This is a genomic window from Candidatus Binataceae bacterium (assembly GCA_035308025.1).
In the GTDB taxonomy this organism is placed as follows: Bacteria; Desulfobacterota; Binatia; order Binatales; family Binataceae; genus JAJPHI01.
The window spans coordinates 68,124-87,377 of sequence record DATGHL010000008.1 but is presented as its reverse complement, the minus strand read 5'-3'; the positions used below and the strand labels follow the sequence as shown (position 1 = coordinate 87,377).

The window sequence follows — 19,254 nt, the reverse complement described above, 5'->3', positions numbered from 1 at the left end:
CGCGCGAAGCAAAGCCTTCAAGAGGTGAATGGGTGTCATGCTCGCAGTGTTAGGCGAAATCGTATTTGCGACGCTGACTGCACCAAATAGGTTGGTGCGCGCGCAACACTGGAACTATGTCGAGCAGCGGGTAATTGAAGATTTGCCGAGACTGCAATGGATTGGGTACGGGCTCGAAGCAATCAGTCTCGAGATGCTGTTTCATACCTCATTCAGCAATCCGACGGTGCAGATCGCGGCTCTGGAAACCGCGGCGGCCGACCATCAGGCGCGTGCTTTAGTGTTTGGCAACGGTGATCACCGAGGGTATTTCGTAATTACCACACTCGAAATAGTTGCAAAGCAAATGAGTGATCAGGGCGACATGTTGTCAGCCACTGTTCGAGTGGATCTGAAACAGTGGGCACTCACCAGCGAGCTGAACCCGACTTTGCTGCCGTTACCCTCGTTCGCGCCAATCGCAGTAGTGCCCGCTCCGGTGGGAGGCGTAACCGGCGCAATTGGCTACAGCATGCCTTCCGGAGTGTCCTCACAAAGCCCTACCACCGCTACTGCCTACCTAGCTCCTTCGTTCGCAACAGTTGGGGTGTCACCATTGTTGGCTAATCCGAGCACTGCTCCCGTGATTTCCCAGAGTATGCCGTCGGACATTCTTGCGAGCGCAATTGTGCGCGCAGCAACCTAGAAGTCAGGTCAAATGGCATCGCAGTACATAAGCCACACGACCCTCGCGGGTGAGCGGTGGGATTTGCTGGCGTGGGCATATTACGGCGACCCAACATTGTACACTTCGATAATTATGGCGAATCCGCAAGTCCCAATATCCGCAGTCTTTGATTCCGGAATAATTCTGGCAATTCCACTTCTGCAGGTAAGCCAAGCTCAGACCGCGAATTTGCCGCCCTGGAAGCCCGCATTGTGATGCGGCTAGGCGGCAGAATGCAACGGTCTCCTGGCTAGAGAACTTGAATGAGCGCTGCACTCGGGTATGCGGTAAGAGCGCCGCAATGGGTATTAACCTATCAAGGCGTCAACATCACGGCGGACATTTCGTCGATGGTCACCGGAATTACCTATGAAGACCGGTTAGAAGGCGCGGCGAGCGAGATTGAAGTCACGCTCGAGGATCACCAAAAGTTGTGGCAAGGACCGTGGTCTCCGCAACTGGGTGATCGGTTGACCCTGCTCCTAGGATACGAACGGGACGTCCTGCTGCCCTGCGGGGACTTCGAGGTAGATGAAGTGGAGCTCAGCGGCCCGCCGGACAGTGTTTACATGCGCTGTTTGGAAGCCTGGATCACGCCGGCGACGCGCACGCGGAACAGCCTTGGATACGAAGACCAAACGCTGCCCGAGATAGCGGCTACGATCGCCAGCAAGTACTCCCTAAGTGTAATTGGGGCCGATAATTCGCTCAACGTTGCGTTCGAGCGCATAACGCAGAGACAAGAGACGGATCTGGAGTTTTTGCGACGTCTCGCCAAAGCCCAAGGTTATGAGTTCACGGTACGCGGAACGCAAATGGTATTTTACGCGATCTCTACTTTAGAAAGCAGTACGCCCGCGATGGTATTAGGGCGCTCGGACTTGTTGACATTCGGCTTTACGAACAAGACACATGAAATTTTCAAAGATGCACAGGTGAGTTATCAGCAGCCGTACACCAAGGAACTGATAACGCAAAGCGTAACGTCAGCGATGCAAGCGCCGACCGGCGACACAGTCAAGATGGTCGCGCGTTGCGAGACCATCGAACAGGCACTTCTCAAAGCACAGAGCGTGTTGCACGATATGAACGCGAAGCAGCGGACTGCGAGGTTGAAAGCGCCAGGGTCGACGACGTTGGTTGCCGGGAACGTAATCACCCTTACGGGGTTTGGCGTGAACGACGGAAACTACCTTATCGAGTTGGCGCGCCATCGGTTGACCCGGTCGAGTGGCTATACAACCGAGGTGTCCGCGAGACAGTTACGCAGTTCTGTCGCGTCGACGGGGTGAATTCGAGAGTGGCGAAGGACGGCCGAGAGGGGCTCAACATGAGCGCGTTTCGCGTTGGAATAGTGCAGGCGCAGGATGCTGCGGGATGCCGCGTGCGAGTGACGTTTCCGGATCGCGACCAAATGCAGAGCTGGTGGCTGCCTGTGATGGTGTTAAAGAGCCAAAGTGATAAGGGCTATTTCCTTCCGGACATCGGAGAGCAGGTCGTGTGCTTGATGGATGAATTTGATGAAGACGGGGCGGTTCTGGGCGCGATCTATTCGACGGTGGATACCCCACCGCCAGGCATGACCGCGGACAAATTGCATTGGAGCGCCAAGGACGGGGCGGCCTTCGAGTATGATCGTTCGCAGCACGCGTTGGCGATCACGCTTCCTTCAGGGGGTACTGTAAACGTAACGGCGAGCGGCGCGGAGATCAACATCGACGCCGCAGGCAACGTTAACGTGGTTGCCCAGAGGTTGATTAATCTAGGGACCGCACCACTAAGAGGCGTGGCGCGCCTGGGGGATTCGGTGACCTGTCCTGCCGGGACGGGAACGATAACCAGCGCGAGCGTGAAAGTACTGTCCGAATAGGTGAGATTGAAGAGTATGCAACCAGGAGCAGCTCGATAAATGCCCGCCGGCGCAATTACTCTCGGGGATATCACTTCGGCGGACTGGTCCTTGATGCTGGACTCGACCGCGGGCGGCGCAGCGGGCGCCGGGATCGGAAACGTCGTTCAGGCGCTGCAGGATGTTAATCAGTGCGTCCAGATAATTCTAACGACACCGAAGGGATCAGACCCATTACGCCCGACATTCGCCATCGATTTATGGAAATATGTGGATTATCCAATCAACGTAGCCACTGCGGCGATTGTGCGGGAGGTAACTGAAGCGATCATCCGCTGGGAGCCCCGAATTGAGTTGATTGGGGTAACCGTGGCGCCAGTGGTCGGCGGGTCGACGCAATCAGGCGCTCATTTAAGTGTGGCTGCAACCTGGCGACTAAAACTGGGCGCGCAGGGAAGCGCGGGAAGCATTACCAACGCGCCACAGGTGACCCAAGTAAACATAATTCCCGCGGCGCAAGGTTTTTAAACAGGCGCGCGATGAGTTGTAGGCATCGTGGACGCAGAAACAATCGATAAGAGGAGCAGGCTCTGATGGGAGCGGCTATTCCAACCCTACCGCCGCCGGTGTTCGTCAACGATGCCGACGGCCTCGATCCCAACTTGATCTTGGCGGACATGATTGCCGAGTTCGAGACGGCAGCGGGCCGGACATTACAGCCGGCGCAGGTGGAGCGTCTGCTGATCAATCTATACGCGTATCGCGAGTCGCTGGTGCGCAACGCGATACAGTATGCGGGGCAACAGAATCTGCTGGCCTACGCAACGTTTCCGATGATCGATTACCTGGGTCAATTGTTGGGCGTCACGCGTCTGACGGCGCAGAGCGCGGTGACGACGCTGCAATTTACGCTAGCGGCAACGCTACCGGTATCCTACACGGTGCCAGCGGGTACGCCGGTGGGAAGCTCGGACGGACAGTATACATTTACGACTGACCAGGCAATGACGATCGCGGCCGGCCAATCGAGCGGCAACGTCGCGGCGACGGCGACAGCGACTGGTTCGGGCGCGAATGGGTATTTGGCCGGGCAAATCAGCATCCAGCTGAATCCGAGCGTGCTAATCGCGTCGGTCGCCAACACTGCCGTCAGTAGCGGAGGCTCGGCGCCGGAGACTGACGATCACTTGCGGACGCGGATTCAGGCGGCGCCGAACGAATTCAGCGTGGCAGGTCCGGAGGGGGCGTATCGATTTTTCGCGCTAGGGGCCGACCCCGCGATAATCGACGCACAAGTCGTTTCCCCAGCGCCGGGCCAGGTGACAGTGTTTGTACTGACAGGCCCGATCAATACTCAACCCGCGCCAGCGCCGAACAATGCCGGCATAGCGGGCGGGACTCTACTAAGCAACGTGCTCAGCGCGCTGAGCGCCGACAGCGTAAGACCGCTGACTGACACGGTTAATGTGCTGCCGGTGGCGGAAGTTGATTATAAGATTGCTGGGACGCTAACGCTGTACACTGACGCTGATCCGGTGGCGACTATGGCGGCCGCTAGCGCCGCGGTGCAAGCGTTTGCAGTAGCGCTGGCCTCGCGGATTCAGCGGGACATCGTGCCGAGTCAGATAATCGAGGCAGTATCGGTGTCAGGGGTGTATGAGGTTACGCTCACTTCGCCGTCATATACGCCGCTATCGGCCGGACAGTGGGCGAATTGCACGTCAATTGCTTTGTCGCAGGCAACCGGGCCAATCCATAGCTGAAGCCGATGGCATCCCTAACCGTTCAACCGTCGATCAATGACGTGCGTGGCCAGGCGCTGTTGCAACTGACGCAGCGGCTGGGAGCGCTCGATCTGAGCCCGACGCTCGTGTATCGGCTGGACTCGGCGCCTGACAGCAGTTTGCTGTTGCTGGCGTGGCAGTTCGACATGCTGGCGCCGCAATGGCAACTGGGATCGAGCAGTGGTGAATCAATCGATGCGCTGACGGATATCGACTCGCTGACTGACATCGATACACTGAGTTCAACCGCGGATGCGGCGGGAGTATCGGATTATACGTCGTTGCGCACGCTGCTCGGCGCGGCGATTCCACTTCATCGAACACGAGGGACACCCTACGCGATAAAGACTGCATTGGCGGCGCTTGGCTGGAATGAGGTTACGCTGCAGGAAGGGCAGGCGAGCTGGGGCGGATCGCAATATCCGACGAGCGAGGGCTGGGCGGTCTTTCGCGTCGTAATCAATCAGATTAATCAGCCGGTGGGCGCGGGTGATCCGGCCCGGATTATCGCGGCGGTGAATTTCTTCAAGCCTGTGCGGGCGTATTTGGATTCGCTCTGGTTGAATCTGGCGGGAGTGAAGGATTTCACGCCGGTCCCGCTGGATACCGTCGTGAGCATTTTCAAGCAGAATGACAACGCGCCTGCGCCGACGGATCAGATTAGCGCGATGGCATGGCCGGTCGCCGACAGCAAGTCGATAATGCCGACCTACGCCAAACACTTCTATCATGCCGGAATTACTTATGGGGCGAATGAGCCTGTGGTTGCGGACTCGGGAGTCGTGGTGCAGGGCGCGGCAATCTCGGCGAATGGCTAAGCGTGGAGAAACAGGAAGGCGATGAGCGATTGCCGGCAGCAGTCGGGCATCGCTTAGTGAGATAGCAGTGCGGCGCGTGTCGCAGATATGCGAGGGAATCGAGGAAAGTTATGCGGCCAACAGGAATAGTGCGTTTATATGAGCGGCGACGGATCATCTGGGAGTGCAGCAACATCTTCGTCAATGCCGGGCTGCCGGCGTTGGCGAACCTGGTGGCTGGAATCACCTCCGGACAGTACGTCAGTGCGGTGGGCTTCGGCTCGGGGGCAACGGCCCCGGCGGTAACCGACACCGGACTAGCGGCGGCCCCGGCTTACTATAACGGCGTCGGGGCGCACACCTTTCCATCCAGTGGGAGCGTTGAGTTCAACTACTCATTGCTGACGACCGATTACGGCGCGAACGGCGTGACGATTCAGGAACTGGGATTGTTTGCGAACTCGGCAAATGTGGCATTGCCCGCCGTGCAGGGGAGTTCAAATCCGTCATGGACGGCGGGAGCGGCCAAGGTGGTGGGCAACCTGCTGGTGGATGGTGACGGTAATGTGCAGCGCTGCACGATCAGCGGGACGACGGGTGGCGCTGCGCCCGGATGGTCAACGACGCTGAACGGGACGACGACGGACGGCAGCGTGACCTGGACATTGGTGGCGTTTCATCAGGCGCCGGGACCACTGATCGCGCACGTGAGCGTGCCGGCCTTCGGGTACACGGGCGCGGGCAACTATTCAGGAACGTGGACGCTAACCTTCTAGGCGGTGCGCGGCGATGGCGACATTAATCGATAGTCCGGAGTTCAGTGCGAATGAGATTTATGAGATTCAGCAGACCGATGCGGTGGAGGGAGCGGCGGTCGGCGCGGGTTTCGGCGGAATCGGTCTGAGTAATCAGCCTCATCAGCAGTTGGCTAATCGGACCTCGTACATAAAGGGACGGCAGGACACAAATATAGCGAATATCGGGCTTCTACAGGCCTTCGAGGCGCTGTTCAGCGGCTCGATGGGTCAGAATGGCTATATTGCCGTGCCCTTTGCCGACGTCAGCCGCGGGCAGATACAAATGATAATCCAATGGGGATTTTATTCATTTGCCGGGTTGGCCGGAGGTGGCGTCGAGAACGCGGTCTTCACCGTGACGCTGCCGAGCGCTTTCAGCAACGCCAATGAGTGGGCGGGCGGGTTTTACGCTACGAACAATACGGCGGGCGATGGGGCACTGATAAATTCGGCGTTGGCGCTCGAGACGGTAACGCCGCTGGGCAGAAATTCAATCAGCTTTTTCTCCGACTGGGATGGCAGCGGCACGGTCGCGGTGGCGAGCGGAACGAAGGCCGGTCTCACCGGCTTTTACTGGATCGCGGTGGGCTTTTAGCTACAGGAGCTGGATTAATGGTCGATGCGAATGGCGGGATTTTTTCATTGGTCTATCTTCCGCGCAACACGGTAGGGTTGCCGGCGCCGGTAGCCGCGATCATCGCACTGACGCCCCTTACGCGTGCAGCCTTGGGTTTGCCGGCGAGCTGGGATGTGCCGCTGACGCTGCCGACCCCGGACAATCCGGACGCGGCCGCTTCAACGTTGGTATTGTACGCAGTCTATTCGCTAGGGCAGACACCGGCGCTGTAGTGATCAAGGAGAGGCGGTGGTCGTGCGATCAGAATGACAAAAGTGGGCTGGTGAAAGTAGGAAGGTCATTCTGAGGGATTGCGCCGCGGATACACAACTTCCTGTCATCCTGAGCGAAGCTGTCACAGCGAAAAATCCCGGATCGTTTATCTTCTCTTGCCTGGAATCCCGCTTGCGCAGAGGTCACTGAGGCGGCGGGGTGGCGGACGGTAGCTGGGCAATCACAGTGAGACCGCAGCCGTCGCCGCTGCGTGCGCGGATGGTTCCGCCGTCGGCTTCGACCAGGGAGCGGGCGATGTAACGGCCCAAGGCTTCGGAGCGCGCGCCGTTTTCGCCGAGGCCGGGCCGCTCGAAGATCTGATCGATCGGCGGGGGCGGGCCGCAGTCGCTGACCTCGATGAGCAACCATCCGTCATGTTGCGAGGTCCGGATACGTACGGCGCCCGCGGTGGTGCGGCGCACTGCACCGGTGATCAGATTGGCGACGATACGTTCGAGATGCAGCGGATCGAGATGCGCCTGATGCACCCCGCCAAGCTCGATCGCGAGCTCGACTTCGCGCAGTCGCGCCTCGAAGGCATAGCGCTCGGCAGTCTCTTTGACAATCGCGTCGGCGTCGATGATGCGGCGATTGGCGTGAATTTGCTGTTCGTCGAGCATGTAGAGGTCGAGCAGATTCTTGACGAGCAAATCCATCGAAGCGGTCGTTGACCAGATGCGCGCGAGCAGGTCAGCTCGATCTTTCTCACCGTCATCGTCCTCGACGAGCAGCGTCATCAGACCGACCAGCGTAGCCAGCGGGTTGCGGAGGTCGTGAGTCATCGTCGCCACCTGGGTATCGCGAAGCTCTGCGGCAGTGGCCAACTGTTCAAGCCGGCCTTCGAGGCGACGCCGGTAGCGATCGGAAAAGACCGCGGTGAATTGCGCGAGCGTGAGGGCGGTGAGCATCGCGAGCGCGTGAGTAACCGCGAAGCGTGATCCGCTTGGGACCGCGAGCCCGGAGATTGCGTAGATCAGCAGGCAGAAGAAGTTGAGCAGCAACTGACAACGCCAGCCCCAGACGACGAGAGCCGCGGCGGCCATAGGACAAAGCAGAAGCGCCAAGTAGCCCGCGTCCGGATTATGGGTGGCGGCCCCCGCCAAGACCATCAATGCGACAATTGCGATGCAGGCGAGCAGCAGCCATAAGCGCCAGTGAGCGCGGAAGGCGGCGACCTGACGGGCGGTGATCGATGCGTGGGCGGGCGCGTCCGCTGATGTGATCGCCGGGGAGAACTCGCGGTCATCCGCTGCCACGGCGGCTACCCGGTTTTCAAGCCATTTGCGGCGTCGAGCGCGCGCTCCATCGCGCTGACGGCGAAATCCATTTCAGCGGCAGCGATGGTCAGCGGCGGCGCGAGCCGCACCACGTGATCGGCATTGAGCGTCCAGTTGATGACGACGCCGCGGCCGAGACTCTCGGCGACGAAGCGGCGCGCCAACGTCGAATCGTCAAACTCGATCCCGATCAGCAATCCGATTCCGCGGATTTCAGTAACGCTCCGCGTGAGCCGCAGTCGCAGATCCTCGACGAATTGAGCGCCCACGATCGCCGCCCGCTCCCAGAGCCGTTCCCGGACGATCACGTCGAGCATGGCGAGCCCGGTCGCGCAGGAGAGCGGATGGCCGCCGAAGGTCGTGATGTGGCCGAGCGGAGGGTCATGCGCGAGCGTGCCGAGGAGGTCGTCGCGGCCGCAGAAGGCGCCGAGCGGCAGGCCGCCGCCGAGCGCCTTGGCCAGCACGAGCAGATCCGGAACGACGCCGAAATGATCGAGAGCAAAGAGCCGCCCAATGCGGCCGAGACCGGTCAGGACTTCGTCGAAAATCAGCAGGGCGCCAGTCCGATGGCATCGCCGTCGCAAGGCCTCGATAAAACTACGGGTCGGAATCCTGACGCCGCCCTCGGCCTGGACCGGCTCGACGATCACGGCTGCAACCCGATCGTCGATTTCTGCCAAGGCGTTCTCATCGTCGAAGGGCAGATGGCGCACCGGTCCCGGCAACGCGCCAAAGGGGGCGCGAAAGGCCGGATTGCCCGCGAGCGCCAGCGCGCCCATCGTGTCGCCGTGATAAGCCCCGTCGAAAGCGACGAAGCCCGCGCGTCCGGTGAATTTGCGCGCCGTCTTCAGTGCGCCCTCGATGGCCTCTGCGCCGCTGTTGGTGAAATACACTCGCGAAAGGTTGGGGGGAAGCAGTCCGGCGAGACGCGCGGCCAATGCGGCCTGGCTCTCGAGCACGTATTCGCCATAGACCATCACGTGCAGATGGCGGCGTGATTGACGGGCGAGGGCTTCGAGGATCTCGGGGTGACCGTGACCGAGGGCGGAGACGCCGATTCCCGCAATCAGATCGAGATAGCGGCGGCCGTCGCGGCGATAGAGCCACGAGCCTTCGGCGCGTTCGACTTCGAGGCCGATCGGCGCGTCGGAGGTGTGCGCTAGGTGGGTTAGAAAATCGTCACGCGCCCGGCTCATCGCGGGTCAAGGTCCATGCGGCTGTGGTTCGAGGCTCTAAGAGTTCGGCACGGCAGTATACTCTTCAGAGCGATGGACGAAAATCAAAAAGTCATACTGAGCAAGTCGCGCCGCCGGCTGCGCGGCACCTAGGGAAGCTCTGCACAAGTGAATTCTTTTGGAATCGCTTCGCGTAGATCCTTCGACACGGCTCGCGCTGCTCGCCGGCTCAGGATGACATTCTGGGCCTGTGCACAGGTCTCCTCTAGTGGCCGAGTACGCCCATCAGTTGGATGATCGCCGGACCGAGCACGACCATCATCATGGCGGGCAGGATGAAGACGACCAGCGGTACGAGCATCTTGATCGCACTTTTTTGCGCCATCTCCTCGGCTTGCATACGGCGGCGGGTGGCGAGCTGTTCGGCGCTGGCGCGCAGCGCGGGTCCGAGACGGCTGCCCATCTGATGGCTTTGCACGAGGAGTGCGGTGAGTGATTTCAGTTCGTCAGTGCCGACGCGCGCGCCGAGGTTGCGCAGGCTGTCGGTCAGCGAGACGCCGGTCGTGACCTCGCCGGCGGTGATGGCGAGTTCAGCGCCGAGGACGCCACCGTGACGCTCGGACTGGTGCCCGACCAGACGCAGCGATTCAACGAGGCCGAGTCCGGCTTCCAGGCAAACCATGAGGAGGTCGAGGATCGCCGGTAATTCACGGCCGAGCCGGACGAGGCGACGGCGGCCGATCCGGCCAAGGATGTAGCGCGGCGCGGCGTAACCGATCAGGCCCAGGAGTGCAACCGATATAACGAGGCGGCCGTAGAACAGGCCGACGCAGGCACCGAGCAAGACCATCGCAACGAGGGAGGCGATTTGGATCAGGCGAAACATGACGACGGCGCGCAAGCTATAGTAACCGGCTTGGCCAAGCGCGACGGCCAAGCGTTTGGTGGTCGGCTTGAGGCCTCCGCTCTGGCGGCTTTGCCGGGTCATCTCGCCAAGGCGGCGGTTGGCGCCCGCCATCGTGGCGAGGCGCGCGGCCACGCGGTTGGCCGCTCCGCGGGAGGCGGCGGCGCGGGTTGAAGGCGCGGGCGTCGGCATCAGGCGTTCGTGGCTAACGCGCGCTGTGCCGTAGAGCGCATGGTAAATTCCGGCGGCGCCGGCCACGGCGAGCACGAAGACCGTCAATGCCAAAGGTAGCGCTCCGGTCACCAGGGTGAACTCCTCATTTCCGCACTTGGCTGAAATCCTGACAATCTATTTGCCTAACACTCTACTTGTCTGAACCTCGGTCTGACTAAAAATCTACTTGTGCGATGCGGCGCATGATCAAAAGCGCTACAACGTCCAGCACGACTGCGATCTCGAGCAGCCGGTTGCCCAGCGGATCGGTAAAGAGAATGTTGACGTAGTCCGGCCGCAGGAGTGAAAAAGCTGCGAGAATCACTGCGGGCAGGGCCGATACAATCATCGCGCTCAAGCGGGATTGCGAGGTCAGGGTCCTGATCTGGTCGGCCAAACGCTGGCGACTACGAATACTTTGTGTGACGCGATCGATGATCTCCGAGAGGCTGCTGCCGGTCTCTTCCTGAACGCCGACCGCGGCAGCGAGAAAGCTCAGTTCTTCAATCGGGATACGGTGGAACATCACTTCGAAGGCGAGCGGCAGGCGCATCCCAAGCTGGACCTGCTCGACCAGCATCGCGAGCTCGGGAGCCAGCGGCGGGGCGGTATTGTCGGCGGCCATCTGCAGGCCGCGCATCAGGGTGTGGCCGGCGCCGAGCGCGGACTTCAGCATTTCGAGCACATAGGGGAGCTGGCGGCTGAGAGTTTTCAGGCGCCGGCCGCGCCTAAACCTGAGGTAAACGAGAGGCGATGTGGCTAGCGCGGCGCCACACGCGGCAGCGAAATCCAGTGGCAGCCGCATCCAGGCGATGGCAGTACCGGCGGCGAAAAGCACGAGGATCGCGAGCAGTAAAGCCCACGGTTCGAGCGTAAGCCCGGCGCCGTCGAGTTGCCGCGCGAGCGCGCGCATCAGACGGTTCGGCTCGCGGACGACGCGCGCGGGCGCGTCGCGGCCCGCGGGCGTTATCAGTATCGTCGTTCCCGAGAGACGTTGGCCCGCGTTGCGCGCCGCGCGCTGATGCTCGATGCGCCGGTTCCAGTAGCGGCCGAGACCGAGAACGAGCAGGAGGACGCAGAGCGAACTTGATACGAGGATTTCCATTCTTTACTGACTAGCTATTTCAATTGTCAGGTTTAAGCGCTTCATTAATTCTAGTGGTTACTTAGTAGCGTATCTTGCGATGCCAATGAGACAGAAGCGGCATTTATCTTTGTGTCGTTCTTCTGTCATTCGGAGCGCGACTCTCAATAGCTAGAAAACTGACTGGGATTACAGCGTTGCCGTAGTTAGTGGTTATGAGGTAGACGAGGAAGACTCATGATTGAGGCCGAGCGCTTCGATTTTGGCCGCATAGTTGGAGCGCGCCGAGGTGGTGCGGAACTGACCGATGACCTTGCCGTTGGGAGCGACGCCGCTCTGGACGAACTCGAAGAGGTCCTGGGTCAGGACGGTGCTGCCTTCGAGACCGGTGATCTCGGTAATGCGCATCACTTTGCGCGAGCCGTCGGCGAGACGCGCGGCGTGGACGATGAGGTGCAGGGAGCCGGCGATATATTGGCGCATCGCCCTTTCCGGCAGCGCGACGCCCGCCAGCAGCATCATCAATTCGAGGCGGCTGAGGGCGTCGCGCGGGCTATTGGCGTGCAGCGTGGTCATCGAGCCGTCATGACCGGTGGTCATCGCCTGGAGCATGTCGAGCACTTCGCCGCCGCGCACTTCACCAACGATCACGCGATCCGGACGCATCCGGAGGGTGTTGCGAAAGAGGTCGCGCATGGTGATCTCGCCCTTGCCTTCGACGTTGGGCGGGCGGGTTTCGAGCCGGAAGACGTGCGGCTGCTGAAGCGCGAGCTCGGCGGCGTCTTCGAGCGTGATGATTCTCTGGTCGGGCGGGATAAAGGTTGAGATGCAGTTCAGCAGGGTGGTCTTGCCGCTGCCGGTGCCGCCGCAGACGACGACGTTGAGGCGGGCGGCGACCGCCTGCTGGAGGAAATCCGCCATCTCGTGAGTGAGAGCCTTGCTGCGCACCAAATCCCCGATATGGATCGAGTGGCCGCCGAAACGCCGGATGCTCAGGCCCGGGCCGTCGAGCGCAAGCGGCGGAATGATCGCGTTAACGCGCGAACCGTCGGGTAGGCGGGCGTCAACCATCGGTGAGGCTTCGTCGATCCGGCGGCCGACGCGCGAGACGATCCGGTTGATGATGCCCATCAGATGATGATCGTCGCGAAACCTGACCTCGGTACGTGAGAGGCGGCCGCCGCGTTCGACCCAGACGTCACCGCAGCCGTTGACCAGGATGTCGGAGATACTATTGTCCTGCAGCAGGGGTTCGAGCGGCCCAAGGCCGAGCATGTCGTTGGTGATGGAGTCGATGAGGCGGTCGCGGTCGGCGGCAGTCAGGAGAATCTTGTCTTCGGCGATCAGTTCATTGATGACCTCGCCGATGCGTTCGAGCAGGCCGCCATAGCCGACCTCCTCGAGTTTGGTGGCGTCGATCCTTTCCACCAGTCGCGCCTGAACGCGAACCCGTAATTCGCCGAGGAAGCCGGCGCCCGCCGCGCCGCTATTGCCGCGCGCCTCCGCGTAGAGCGAGGGCTGATTGCCAGCGCGTAATTCCCCCGGCGATTGCAGGCGATCGAGGAGTCCCATGGCCCGTGGCTACCGCTCAAAGGCTCGTGCCGAGCGCGCCCTCGCGCTCGTGATGCTCGACGGGATGGGCGACCGGTACGGGTTGGCGCGTCGATTTGAAGGCCGAACGCAGACGCGAGAAGAGGAAGGAGGATGAGCCGGCGAGGGGCAGCGCGGGCATCCCGCAGAGCTTGCGTGCGAGGTTATCGACGGCATCGCGGCCGCCCGACTTGCCGGCGATACCGGCGAGGTCGGCGCTTTCGATCTGAAACTGCAAAAAGGCGGCGTCGTCGCGCGGAATCTGCGCGGTGAGTGGCCTGCGCAAGGCGGCTTCAATCTTCTCGATCGAAAAGGGATTCGCCGCGGCGTAGCGATTGAGGATGAACTCGGGCTCGAGTCCGGTCAACGCCAGACGGCCGAACATCTCGAGAAAGCGTTGCGCCGGCCGCACGCTGGTAACGGACTGTTCGACGACGTAGAGCAGGCGGCTGGAGCGTTCCCACGCAGCGACCAGGGTTTCGCTCATGTGATGGCCGCAATCTATGAGGATAAAATCGAATAGCTGGCGCATCAGATCGAGGAACGCGGCGACGCTATTGACCGAAACCATTTCGCTCTCTTCGACACGTTTGGGCGCGGCCAACAGGTAGAGTCCTGACGGATGAGCGGTGAGCGAGGCCTCGAGCCGAATCGAATCGACCGTCGTCGTCGGGTCGACTAGTTCACTGAGGGTGTGCTCGGGGTTGAGGTCGAGGAGGGCGGCGAGCGCGCCACACTGCAACCCGAGATCAACCAGCGCGACGCGCTGATGGCCGAGGCGCATCAGTGCGAAGCCGAGCGCCGCGGTAAGGCTGCTGACGCCGGCCCCGCCGGCGACACTGGTCAGGGCGCAAATCGTCGCGCGCCGTCCGTCGGCGCGGCGGCGCGTCTCGCCGACCCGGACCAAGCAGCGGGAAAGATCGACAGGTTCCGCAGGTAGAAAGAACACATCGTCGGCGCCGGCGCGCAGCGCCTTGCGCACGGCGTCGCCCGAACGTTCGCCGATAGCTGCAATCACGGCTGGCTGCGAACCGTCGGCGCGGGCGAGGTCCTGGATTTGCAGCGACCAGGTTTCCTCATCTTCGCCGAGGGATATTATCACCATTTCCGCCGGTTCGTCCGGGGGCTCGGTGTTGGCCGTGACGATCGCGACCCGCGGCTCGGTGACGCGCGCCAGCGCCTCGAGAATTTGTTCTCGGCTGGCCGCGGCGGCACCGCTAACCGCCACCGTCAAGGCGTTGGAGCGGCCGTGGAGCGGCTGCGCAATCATCTCATTCGCTGAAAAACTCATAGACCCCCGAGATTCAAAACGAGACATTCGATTTGCCGATGCCCGCTCGTTGACGCTTTGTGAAACATCCGTTGGTGCGCGGGTGCCCAGATCAACTCGACGCAGAATGGCCGCTTGCGGAGGGTGCATCATCCATACCAGTCGCGAGCGCGCAGAAACCAAGCGAAGCGCAGAGTTCCGAACGTTTCGGGATTTTTTCTGATTTGCTTCACGAGAGCGCGAGCGAGGCCCGATAATTGCTCGAATGCGCTGAGGGCCAAGACTGAACGGCTTGTTGGCCATTGGCGCTCAACTGACGGGGAGAGATTTCGCGTGGTAAAAGCCCTCATCATCGATGACTCACCCTTCGCCCGGCGGGTGATTCGGCATCATCTGACGAATTTCGGCTGCAAGGTGATGGGCGAGGCGGAGAACGCGGCGCAGGCGCTGGAGCAGTTTCACGAGTTCAAGCCCGATTTGGTAACGCTTGACGTCATGATGCCGGAAGTCGGCGGTTACGATAGCTTGCGACTGTTTCACGAGATGCGCACGGCCAGCCCGGAACTGGCGGTGGTCGTGGTGAGTGCGGTACCGTTCGGCAAAATCCGCGATTCCTTTCTCACGGAGGGGGCGCTCGCCTACGTGGTCAAGCCGTTTAATCGATTTTCTTTCGAGCCGGTGCGGCAGAAGCTGGTGCGCGTATTTCACCGCAACGTAGCGTAAGCGGTGTCCCTATGCGCCGGCGAGACTCACCCGCAAAATCAGGTTATGCAAATACTGGATGCTGAAGTTATCGCTGACCTTCGCAGCGAGGGTGACGAGCTCTTGGAGGATCTGATCGCACTGTTCGTCAGCGAGACGCCCAAGCGACTGGCGACGCTGGCCGGTAGTGCTGACGCGGGTAATTGCGCGGAGGCCGAGCGCGCGGCGCATACCCTCAAGAGCAGCGCGGCTACGCTCGGCGCGCAGGTGCTGAGCGCCACGGCGGCCGCGATGGAAGATGCAGCGCGAGGCCGCCGGCTCGAGGACGTTGCACGGCTCCTCGGGCCTCTGGAGGCCGAAGCGAATCGCGTGATCGCGGCGCTCTGCGAAGAGAGTGCGCGCGGTTCGCGAGTCTGAACAGTCGGGATTAGGTCCATAAGCCAAGCGCTGTCGGCCGACCATCGCTCGATGGAAGGCTGCGATGTAAAGTTGACGATGTGGCTGAAATCCTCGAAGCGGTCAAAGCGGCAGCCGCGCCATTCGGACTGAATCTGATCGCCGCGATTCCGATCGCGCGCTACGACACGCAGGCGGCGCTCGCCCTGCGCGCCGGCGCGATTGATCCGGCAGCGCGTGCGATCGTCGTGGTCGCCAACGGCGGTGGCGATTTCTGGCGGGCCTTCAAGGCACACAGAGCCGCTCATCCGGGCTGGGAGGCGCGTGCAAATCCACTCGACGACTTCGCTCGTGTCACGGTAGAAAGCCGAATCGTCCCGACGCTCGCCGCGGCGAGTATTCACGCGACTACGGTTTATCCTTTCGTCGCCGACGGGCCGGCACTGAACTTCATGGAACTGGGCAGGCTCGCCGGGATTGCCGGGCCGAGCCTGCTGGGCGTTGTGGTGAATCCTGAATACGGGCCATGGATCGCATTTCGCGCGGCGATTTTGATCGACCGTGAGATCGATGCGCCCGGCGAGGCGAGTGGTTTCGATCCATGTCCGACGTGTAGAGCGCGAAGTTGCATTCCAGCCTGTCCGGCGGGGGCCATTGGCCCGGCGGACGGGTGGAATATCCCAGCGTGCCTAACCTGGCGGGTTGAGCGCGAGGCGGAGTGCGCGCCGCGATGTCATGCGCGTGCGGCCTGCGTGCTCGGTCCGCAGCATCGCTACCCCGACGAGGAGCTTAAATACCATCAGGGGCGCGCGTTGCGTGCGATGCGACCCTACTACGAGGCGCACATCCAACCGCTCGGGCCGCAGCGAAATCGGGCGGATTGAGTAGTAGGTAGTCGGGAGCACCCGCCGTTGAGACCACGTCCCGCTGGTGGTAATTTCTGGCGGCGAGGTTTTGGGTGTCATCACGGAGGTTAACCGAGGGGCGGCTGCCGCTGCAGCTTGGGCTGTTCATGCCAAACTGCAGCTATACGGCTTCAATCAGCACGCGCAAGCGGGTGCTGGACGACTGGACCTATGACCTCGGGATCGAGGGCGCTCTGATGTGCCTGGAGGATTACTACGGCGACCTCGAGCGCTTTGACCGCGAGATCGCGCCGCGCCTGCGCGACTTGAAGGTTATCGACTAACTTCGATGCGCGGCGCGCCTGCTTTGGACCCGCCAACCTCAGGATCGTCGATCAGCGCAGGCGGCGGGCAACATTGGTCGCGAAGTAGGTGAGGATCAGGTCGGCACCGGCGCGCTTGATCGAAGTAAGAACCTCGAGCGTGGCGCGTTCTTCGTCGAGCCAGCCGTTGAGGCCCGCCGCGCGGATCATGGCGTATTCGCCCGAGACATTGTATGCCGCGACCGGAACCTGAAATTCGTGCTTCGCCCGCCAGATCAGATCGAGATAAGCCAGCGCCGGCTTGACCATCACGATGTCCGCGCCTTCGTCGAGATCGAGCGCGATTTCGCGCATCGCCTCGTCACCGTTGGGCGGATCCATCTGATAAGAACGGCGATCGCCGAACTGCGGCGCGGACTCGGCGGCTTCGCGAAACGGACCGTAAAAGGCCGACGCGAACTTGGCCGAGTAGGCCATGATCGGGAGGTGGCTAAAGCCCTCGGCGTCGAGAGCGGCGCGGATCGCGCCGACGCGTCCGTCCATCATGTCTGACGGGGCGACCATGTCGGCGCCGGCGCGCGCGTGAGACAGCGCCTCACGCACCAACAGATCGAGCGTCGCGTCGTTGTCGACGTCGTTGCCGGCGACGGCGCCGCAGTGGCCATGATCGGTGTACTCGCACATGCAGACGTCGGTGATGACGGCAAGCCCGGGAACCTGCTCCTTGATTTCGCGAGTCGCGCGCTGGACCTCGCCGTCGTCGTTCCAGGCTTCGCTGCCCACGGCGTCTTTGCGGGTCGGGATGCCGAATAGAATGATCGCAGGAATGCCGGCTGACCAAGCTTCGCGCGCCTCGCGGACGACGTTATCGACTGAGAGCTGGGCGACGCCGGGCATCGCGGCGATCGGCTTGCGCACGTCGCGGCCTGGGCAGACGAAGTAGGGCTGGATCAGATCGTCAGGCGCCAGGCGGATCTCGCGCACCATCCGGCGGAGAGTCTCGGTGCGGCGGAGCCGTCGCGGCCGATTAATCGGAAATGCCATCGCGGATCACCTGCGCAGCAGGCTGCGCTTAAGGGAGATTATACGGGGTGTTTGAAGCAGGCGACAATCGCGTTGGTGAGCTCCGCGACGGTGTAGGTCGCAGGACTGGCTATGACGTCGAAGCCGCAGGCGCGAGCGGTGGCGGCGGTGATCGGGCCGATCGCGGCGGCCTTCGGCAGCGGGCTCAGGTCGCCGATCAGCGCCACAAAATTCGTCACCGTGCTGGAGCTGGTGAAGGTCACAAGATCGATCGCACCCGCGGCTAGGCGCTCGCGCAGCGCGGCCGAGTCGGCGGCGGGCGGCGCCACCGTGCGATAAGCCGGGGCGACGACGACCTCATGCGCGCCGTGGCGCAGCAAAAGCTCGGGGAGAATTTCGCGGGCGACCTCGGCGCGAGGAATCAGGAAACGCGCGCCGCCGATGCGCTCGACGCCGATCGCGTCGATGAGCGCCTCGGCGCGATACTCGGAGGGCATCGCGGCGACCTTAAGCGCGTGATGGCGCAGCCGCGCCGCGGTGGCCGGACCGATCGCGGCGAGAGCGCTTTTTCCCAGCGCGCGCAGATCGAGGCCCAGTGTGCGCATCCGCTCGACAAAGGCGTTAACCCCGGTCGCGCTGGTGAAAATAATCCAGTCGAAGGAGCTGGCGTCGGCGAGCGCCTGATCGAGTTGTTGATAGCTCGAAGGCGGCGCGGATGCGATCGTCGGAAACTCGATCGCGTCGGCGCCGAGCGCGCGCAGGTGGGCGGCGAAGCGCGTCGCCTTCGCGGCCGCGCGCGTTACGACGATCCGCCGGCCAAAGAGCGGCATTCGCTCGAACCAAGCCAGATCTTCGCGCAGCCGTGCGCATTCGCCGACCACGACCACCGCGGGAGCGACGAGTTGCTCGCGCTCAGCTTCGCCGGCGAGGGTCGCGAGGGTGGCGAGGACGGTGCGCTGAGCGGCGGTCGCGCCCCATTGAATCGCCGCAGCCGGGGTCGATTCGGGAAGGCCGGCCGCCGACAGGCGGGCGAGCGTCGCGCGCATCCGCGCCGCCGCCATCAGGATGACGAGCGTCCCGCGCCGGCTGACGGCGCGTGCGAGGTCATCCCAGGGTATAGCTTCGCGCCAGGGAATCGCCTCAGCACGATCGCGCGCTGGCTCCTCATGGCCGGTCACGATGACCACGAACGAACCGTAGTCGCGATGCGTGACCGGGATGCCGGCGAAGGCGGGCACCGCGATCGCGGAGGTGACGCCGGGAACAATCTCGAACGCGATGCCGGCGTCAGCGAGAGCCTCGGCCTCCTCGCCGCCGCGGCCAAAAATAAACGGGTCGCCGCCCTTGAGGCGAACCACCTTTTTGCCTTGACGCGCGCGTTCGATCAGGATCGCGTTGATCGCGTTCTGATCGGCGCTATGTTCATTGCCGCCGCGCTTGCCGGCGTGAATGCGCTCGGCTTCGGCCGGCGCAAGTTTCAGCAACTCCAGCGAAACCAGACTGTCGTAGACGACGACCTCGGCCGCGCCGAGGAGGCGCGCCCCGCGCATTGTGATGAGATCCGGCGCGCCCGGCCCGGCGCCGATCAGATAGACTCTTCCGTAAGCCCTGCCGCGCGATTCAGCCATAA

21 protein-coding genes are annotated in these 19,254 nt (G+C 62.3%); 13 read left to right on the top strand and 8 right to left on the bottom strand.

Annotation, left to right across the window (positions count from 1 at the left end; translation table 11 throughout):
- Positions 1–28: 28 nt before the first annotated feature.
- The 9 genes from VKS22_02005 to VKS22_01965 all read left to right on the top strand — a co-directional run bounded on the left by VKS22_02005 (position 29) and on the right by VKS22_01965 (position 6,782).
- On the top strand, positions 29–685 hold the full coding sequence (locus tag VKS22_02005; protein HLW69373.1) for a phage tail protein: 657 nt from the start codon (positions 29–31) through the stop codon (positions 683–685).
- Between the two features lie 284 nt (positions 686–969).
- The gene (locus tag VKS22_02000; protein HLW69372.1) at positions 970–1,998 is read left to right on the top strand and encodes a contractile injection system protein, VgrG/Pvc8 family; all 1,029 of its coding nucleotides are present in this window, start codon (positions 970–972) and stop codon (positions 1,996–1,998) included.
- Positions 1,999–2,006: 8 nt separating this feature from the next.
- Positions 2,007–2,576: a phage baseplate assembly protein V gene (locus VKS22_01995; protein HLW69371.1), complete on the top strand. Its 570-nt coding sequence runs from the start codon at positions 2,007–2,009 to the stop codon at positions 2,574–2,576.
- Positions 2,577–2,615: 39 nt separating this feature from the next.
- Positions 2,616–3,083, top strand: a complete 468-nt coding sequence (locus tag VKS22_01990) for a GPW/gp25 family protein (protein ID HLW69370.1) — start codon at positions 2,616–2,618, stop codon at positions 3,081–3,083.
- Positions 3,084–3,148: 65 nt separating this feature from the next.
- Positions 3,149–4,318 (top strand): baseplate J/gp47 family protein, encoded by a 1,170-nt coding sequence (locus tag VKS22_01985; GenBank protein ID HLW69369.1) that lies wholly within the window; start codon positions 3,149–3,151, stop codon positions 4,316–4,318.
- Positions 4,319–4,323: 5 nt separating this feature from the next.
- Positions 4,324–5,157, top strand: a complete 834-nt coding sequence (locus tag VKS22_01980) for a phage tail protein (GenBank protein HLW69368.1) — start codon at positions 4,324–4,326, stop codon at positions 5,155–5,157.
- A 128-nt stretch (positions 5,158–5,285) separates the two neighbouring features.
- Positions 5,286–5,912: a hypothetical protein gene (locus VKS22_01975; protein HLW69367.1), complete on the top strand. Its 627-nt coding sequence runs from the start codon at positions 5,286–5,288 to the stop codon at positions 5,910–5,912.
- 13 nt (positions 5,913–5,925) lie between these two features.
- Entirely contained in the window at positions 5,926–6,528 is a 603-nt protein-coding gene (locus tag VKS22_01970; GenBank protein ID HLW69366.1) for a hypothetical protein, read from the top strand.
- Positions 6,529–6,545: 17 nt separating this feature from the next.
- Positions 6,546–6,782 carry a hypothetical protein gene (locus VKS22_01965; protein ID HLW69365.1) on the top strand — a complete coding sequence of 79 codons (237 nt, stop codon included), beginning with the start codon at positions 6,546–6,548 and terminating at the stop codon, positions 6,780–6,782.
- Between the two features lie 183 nt (positions 6,783–6,965).
- On the opposite strand, the gene VKS22_01960 is transcribed toward VKS22_01965, so the two are convergent.
- The 6 genes from VKS22_01960 to VKS22_01935 all read right to left on the bottom strand — a co-directional run bounded on the left by VKS22_01960 (position 6,966) and on the right by VKS22_01935 (position 14,356).
- Positions 6,966–8,078, bottom strand: coding sequence for a HAMP domain-containing sensor histidine kinase (locus tag VKS22_01960; GenBank protein HLW69364.1), 1,113 nt, complete (start codon positions 8,076–8,078; stop codon positions 6,966–6,968).
- Between the two features lie 5 nt (positions 8,079–8,083).
- Positions 8,084–9,295, bottom strand: coding sequence for an aspartate aminotransferase family protein (locus VKS22_01955; protein ID HLW69363.1), 1,212 nt, complete (start codon positions 9,293–9,295; stop codon positions 8,084–8,086).
- A 244-nt stretch (positions 9,296–9,539) separates the two neighbouring features.
- On the bottom strand, positions 9,540–10,481 hold the full coding sequence (locus VKS22_01950) for a type II secretion system F family protein (GenBank protein ID HLW69362.1): 942 nt from the start codon (positions 10,479–10,481) through the stop codon (positions 9,540–9,542).
- An 85-nt stretch (positions 10,482–10,566) separates the two neighbouring features.
- Positions 10,567–11,496 (bottom strand): type II secretion system F family protein, encoded by a 930-nt coding sequence (locus VKS22_01945; GenBank protein HLW69361.1) that lies wholly within the window; start codon positions 11,494–11,496, stop codon positions 10,567–10,569.
- 192 nt (positions 11,497–11,688) lie between these two features.
- Positions 11,689–13,047: a CpaF family protein gene (locus VKS22_01940; GenBank protein ID HLW69360.1), complete on the bottom strand. Its 1,359-nt coding sequence runs from the start codon at positions 13,045–13,047 to the stop codon at positions 11,689–11,691.
- Between the two features lie 16 nt (positions 13,048–13,063).
- Complete coding sequence (locus VKS22_01935; GenBank protein ID HLW69359.1) at positions 13,064–14,356, bottom strand: cellulose synthase operon protein YhjQ/BcsQ; 1,293 nt, start codon at positions 14,354–14,356, stop codon at positions 13,064–13,066.
- 312 nt (positions 14,357–14,668) lie between these two features.
- Here VKS22_01935 and VKS22_01930 point away from each other — a divergent pair, with 312 nt between their 5' ends.
- The 4 genes from VKS22_01930 to VKS22_01915 all read left to right on the top strand — a co-directional run bounded on the left by VKS22_01930 (position 14,669) and on the right by VKS22_01915 (position 16,622).
- Positions 14,669–15,058, top strand: a complete 390-nt coding sequence (locus VKS22_01930) for a response regulator (protein HLW69358.1) — start codon at positions 14,669–14,671, stop codon at positions 15,056–15,058.
- A gap of 45 nt (positions 15,059–15,103) precedes the next feature.
- Positions 15,104–15,454: an Hpt domain-containing protein gene (locus VKS22_01925; GenBank protein HLW69357.1), complete on the top strand. Its 351-nt coding sequence runs from the start codon at positions 15,104–15,106 to the stop codon at positions 15,452–15,454.
- 80 nt (positions 15,455–15,534) lie between these two features.
- On the top strand, positions 15,535–16,317 hold the full coding sequence (locus VKS22_01920; GenBank protein HLW69356.1) for a hypothetical protein: 783 nt from the start codon (positions 15,535–15,537) through the stop codon (positions 16,315–16,317).
- Positions 16,318–16,391: 74 nt separating this feature from the next.
- A complete protein-coding gene (locus VKS22_01915) occupies positions 16,392–16,622 on the top strand; it encodes a hypothetical protein (protein HLW69355.1) in 231 nt (76 codons plus the stop codon).
- A 51-nt stretch (positions 16,623–16,673) separates the two neighbouring features.
- Here VKS22_01915 and hemB read toward each other — a convergent pair whose 3' ends face one another.
- Complete coding sequence (gene hemB / locus VKS22_01910; protein ID HLW69354.1) at positions 16,674–17,645, bottom strand: porphobilinogen synthase; 972 nt, start codon at positions 17,643–17,645, stop codon at positions 16,674–16,676.
- 38 nt (positions 17,646–17,683) lie between these two features.
- Entirely contained in the window at positions 17,684–19,252 is a 1,569-nt protein-coding gene (gene cobA / locus VKS22_01905) for a uroporphyrinogen-III C-methyltransferase (GenBank protein HLW69353.1), read from the bottom strand.
- Between the last annotated feature and the right edge of the window lie 2 nt (positions 19,253–19,254).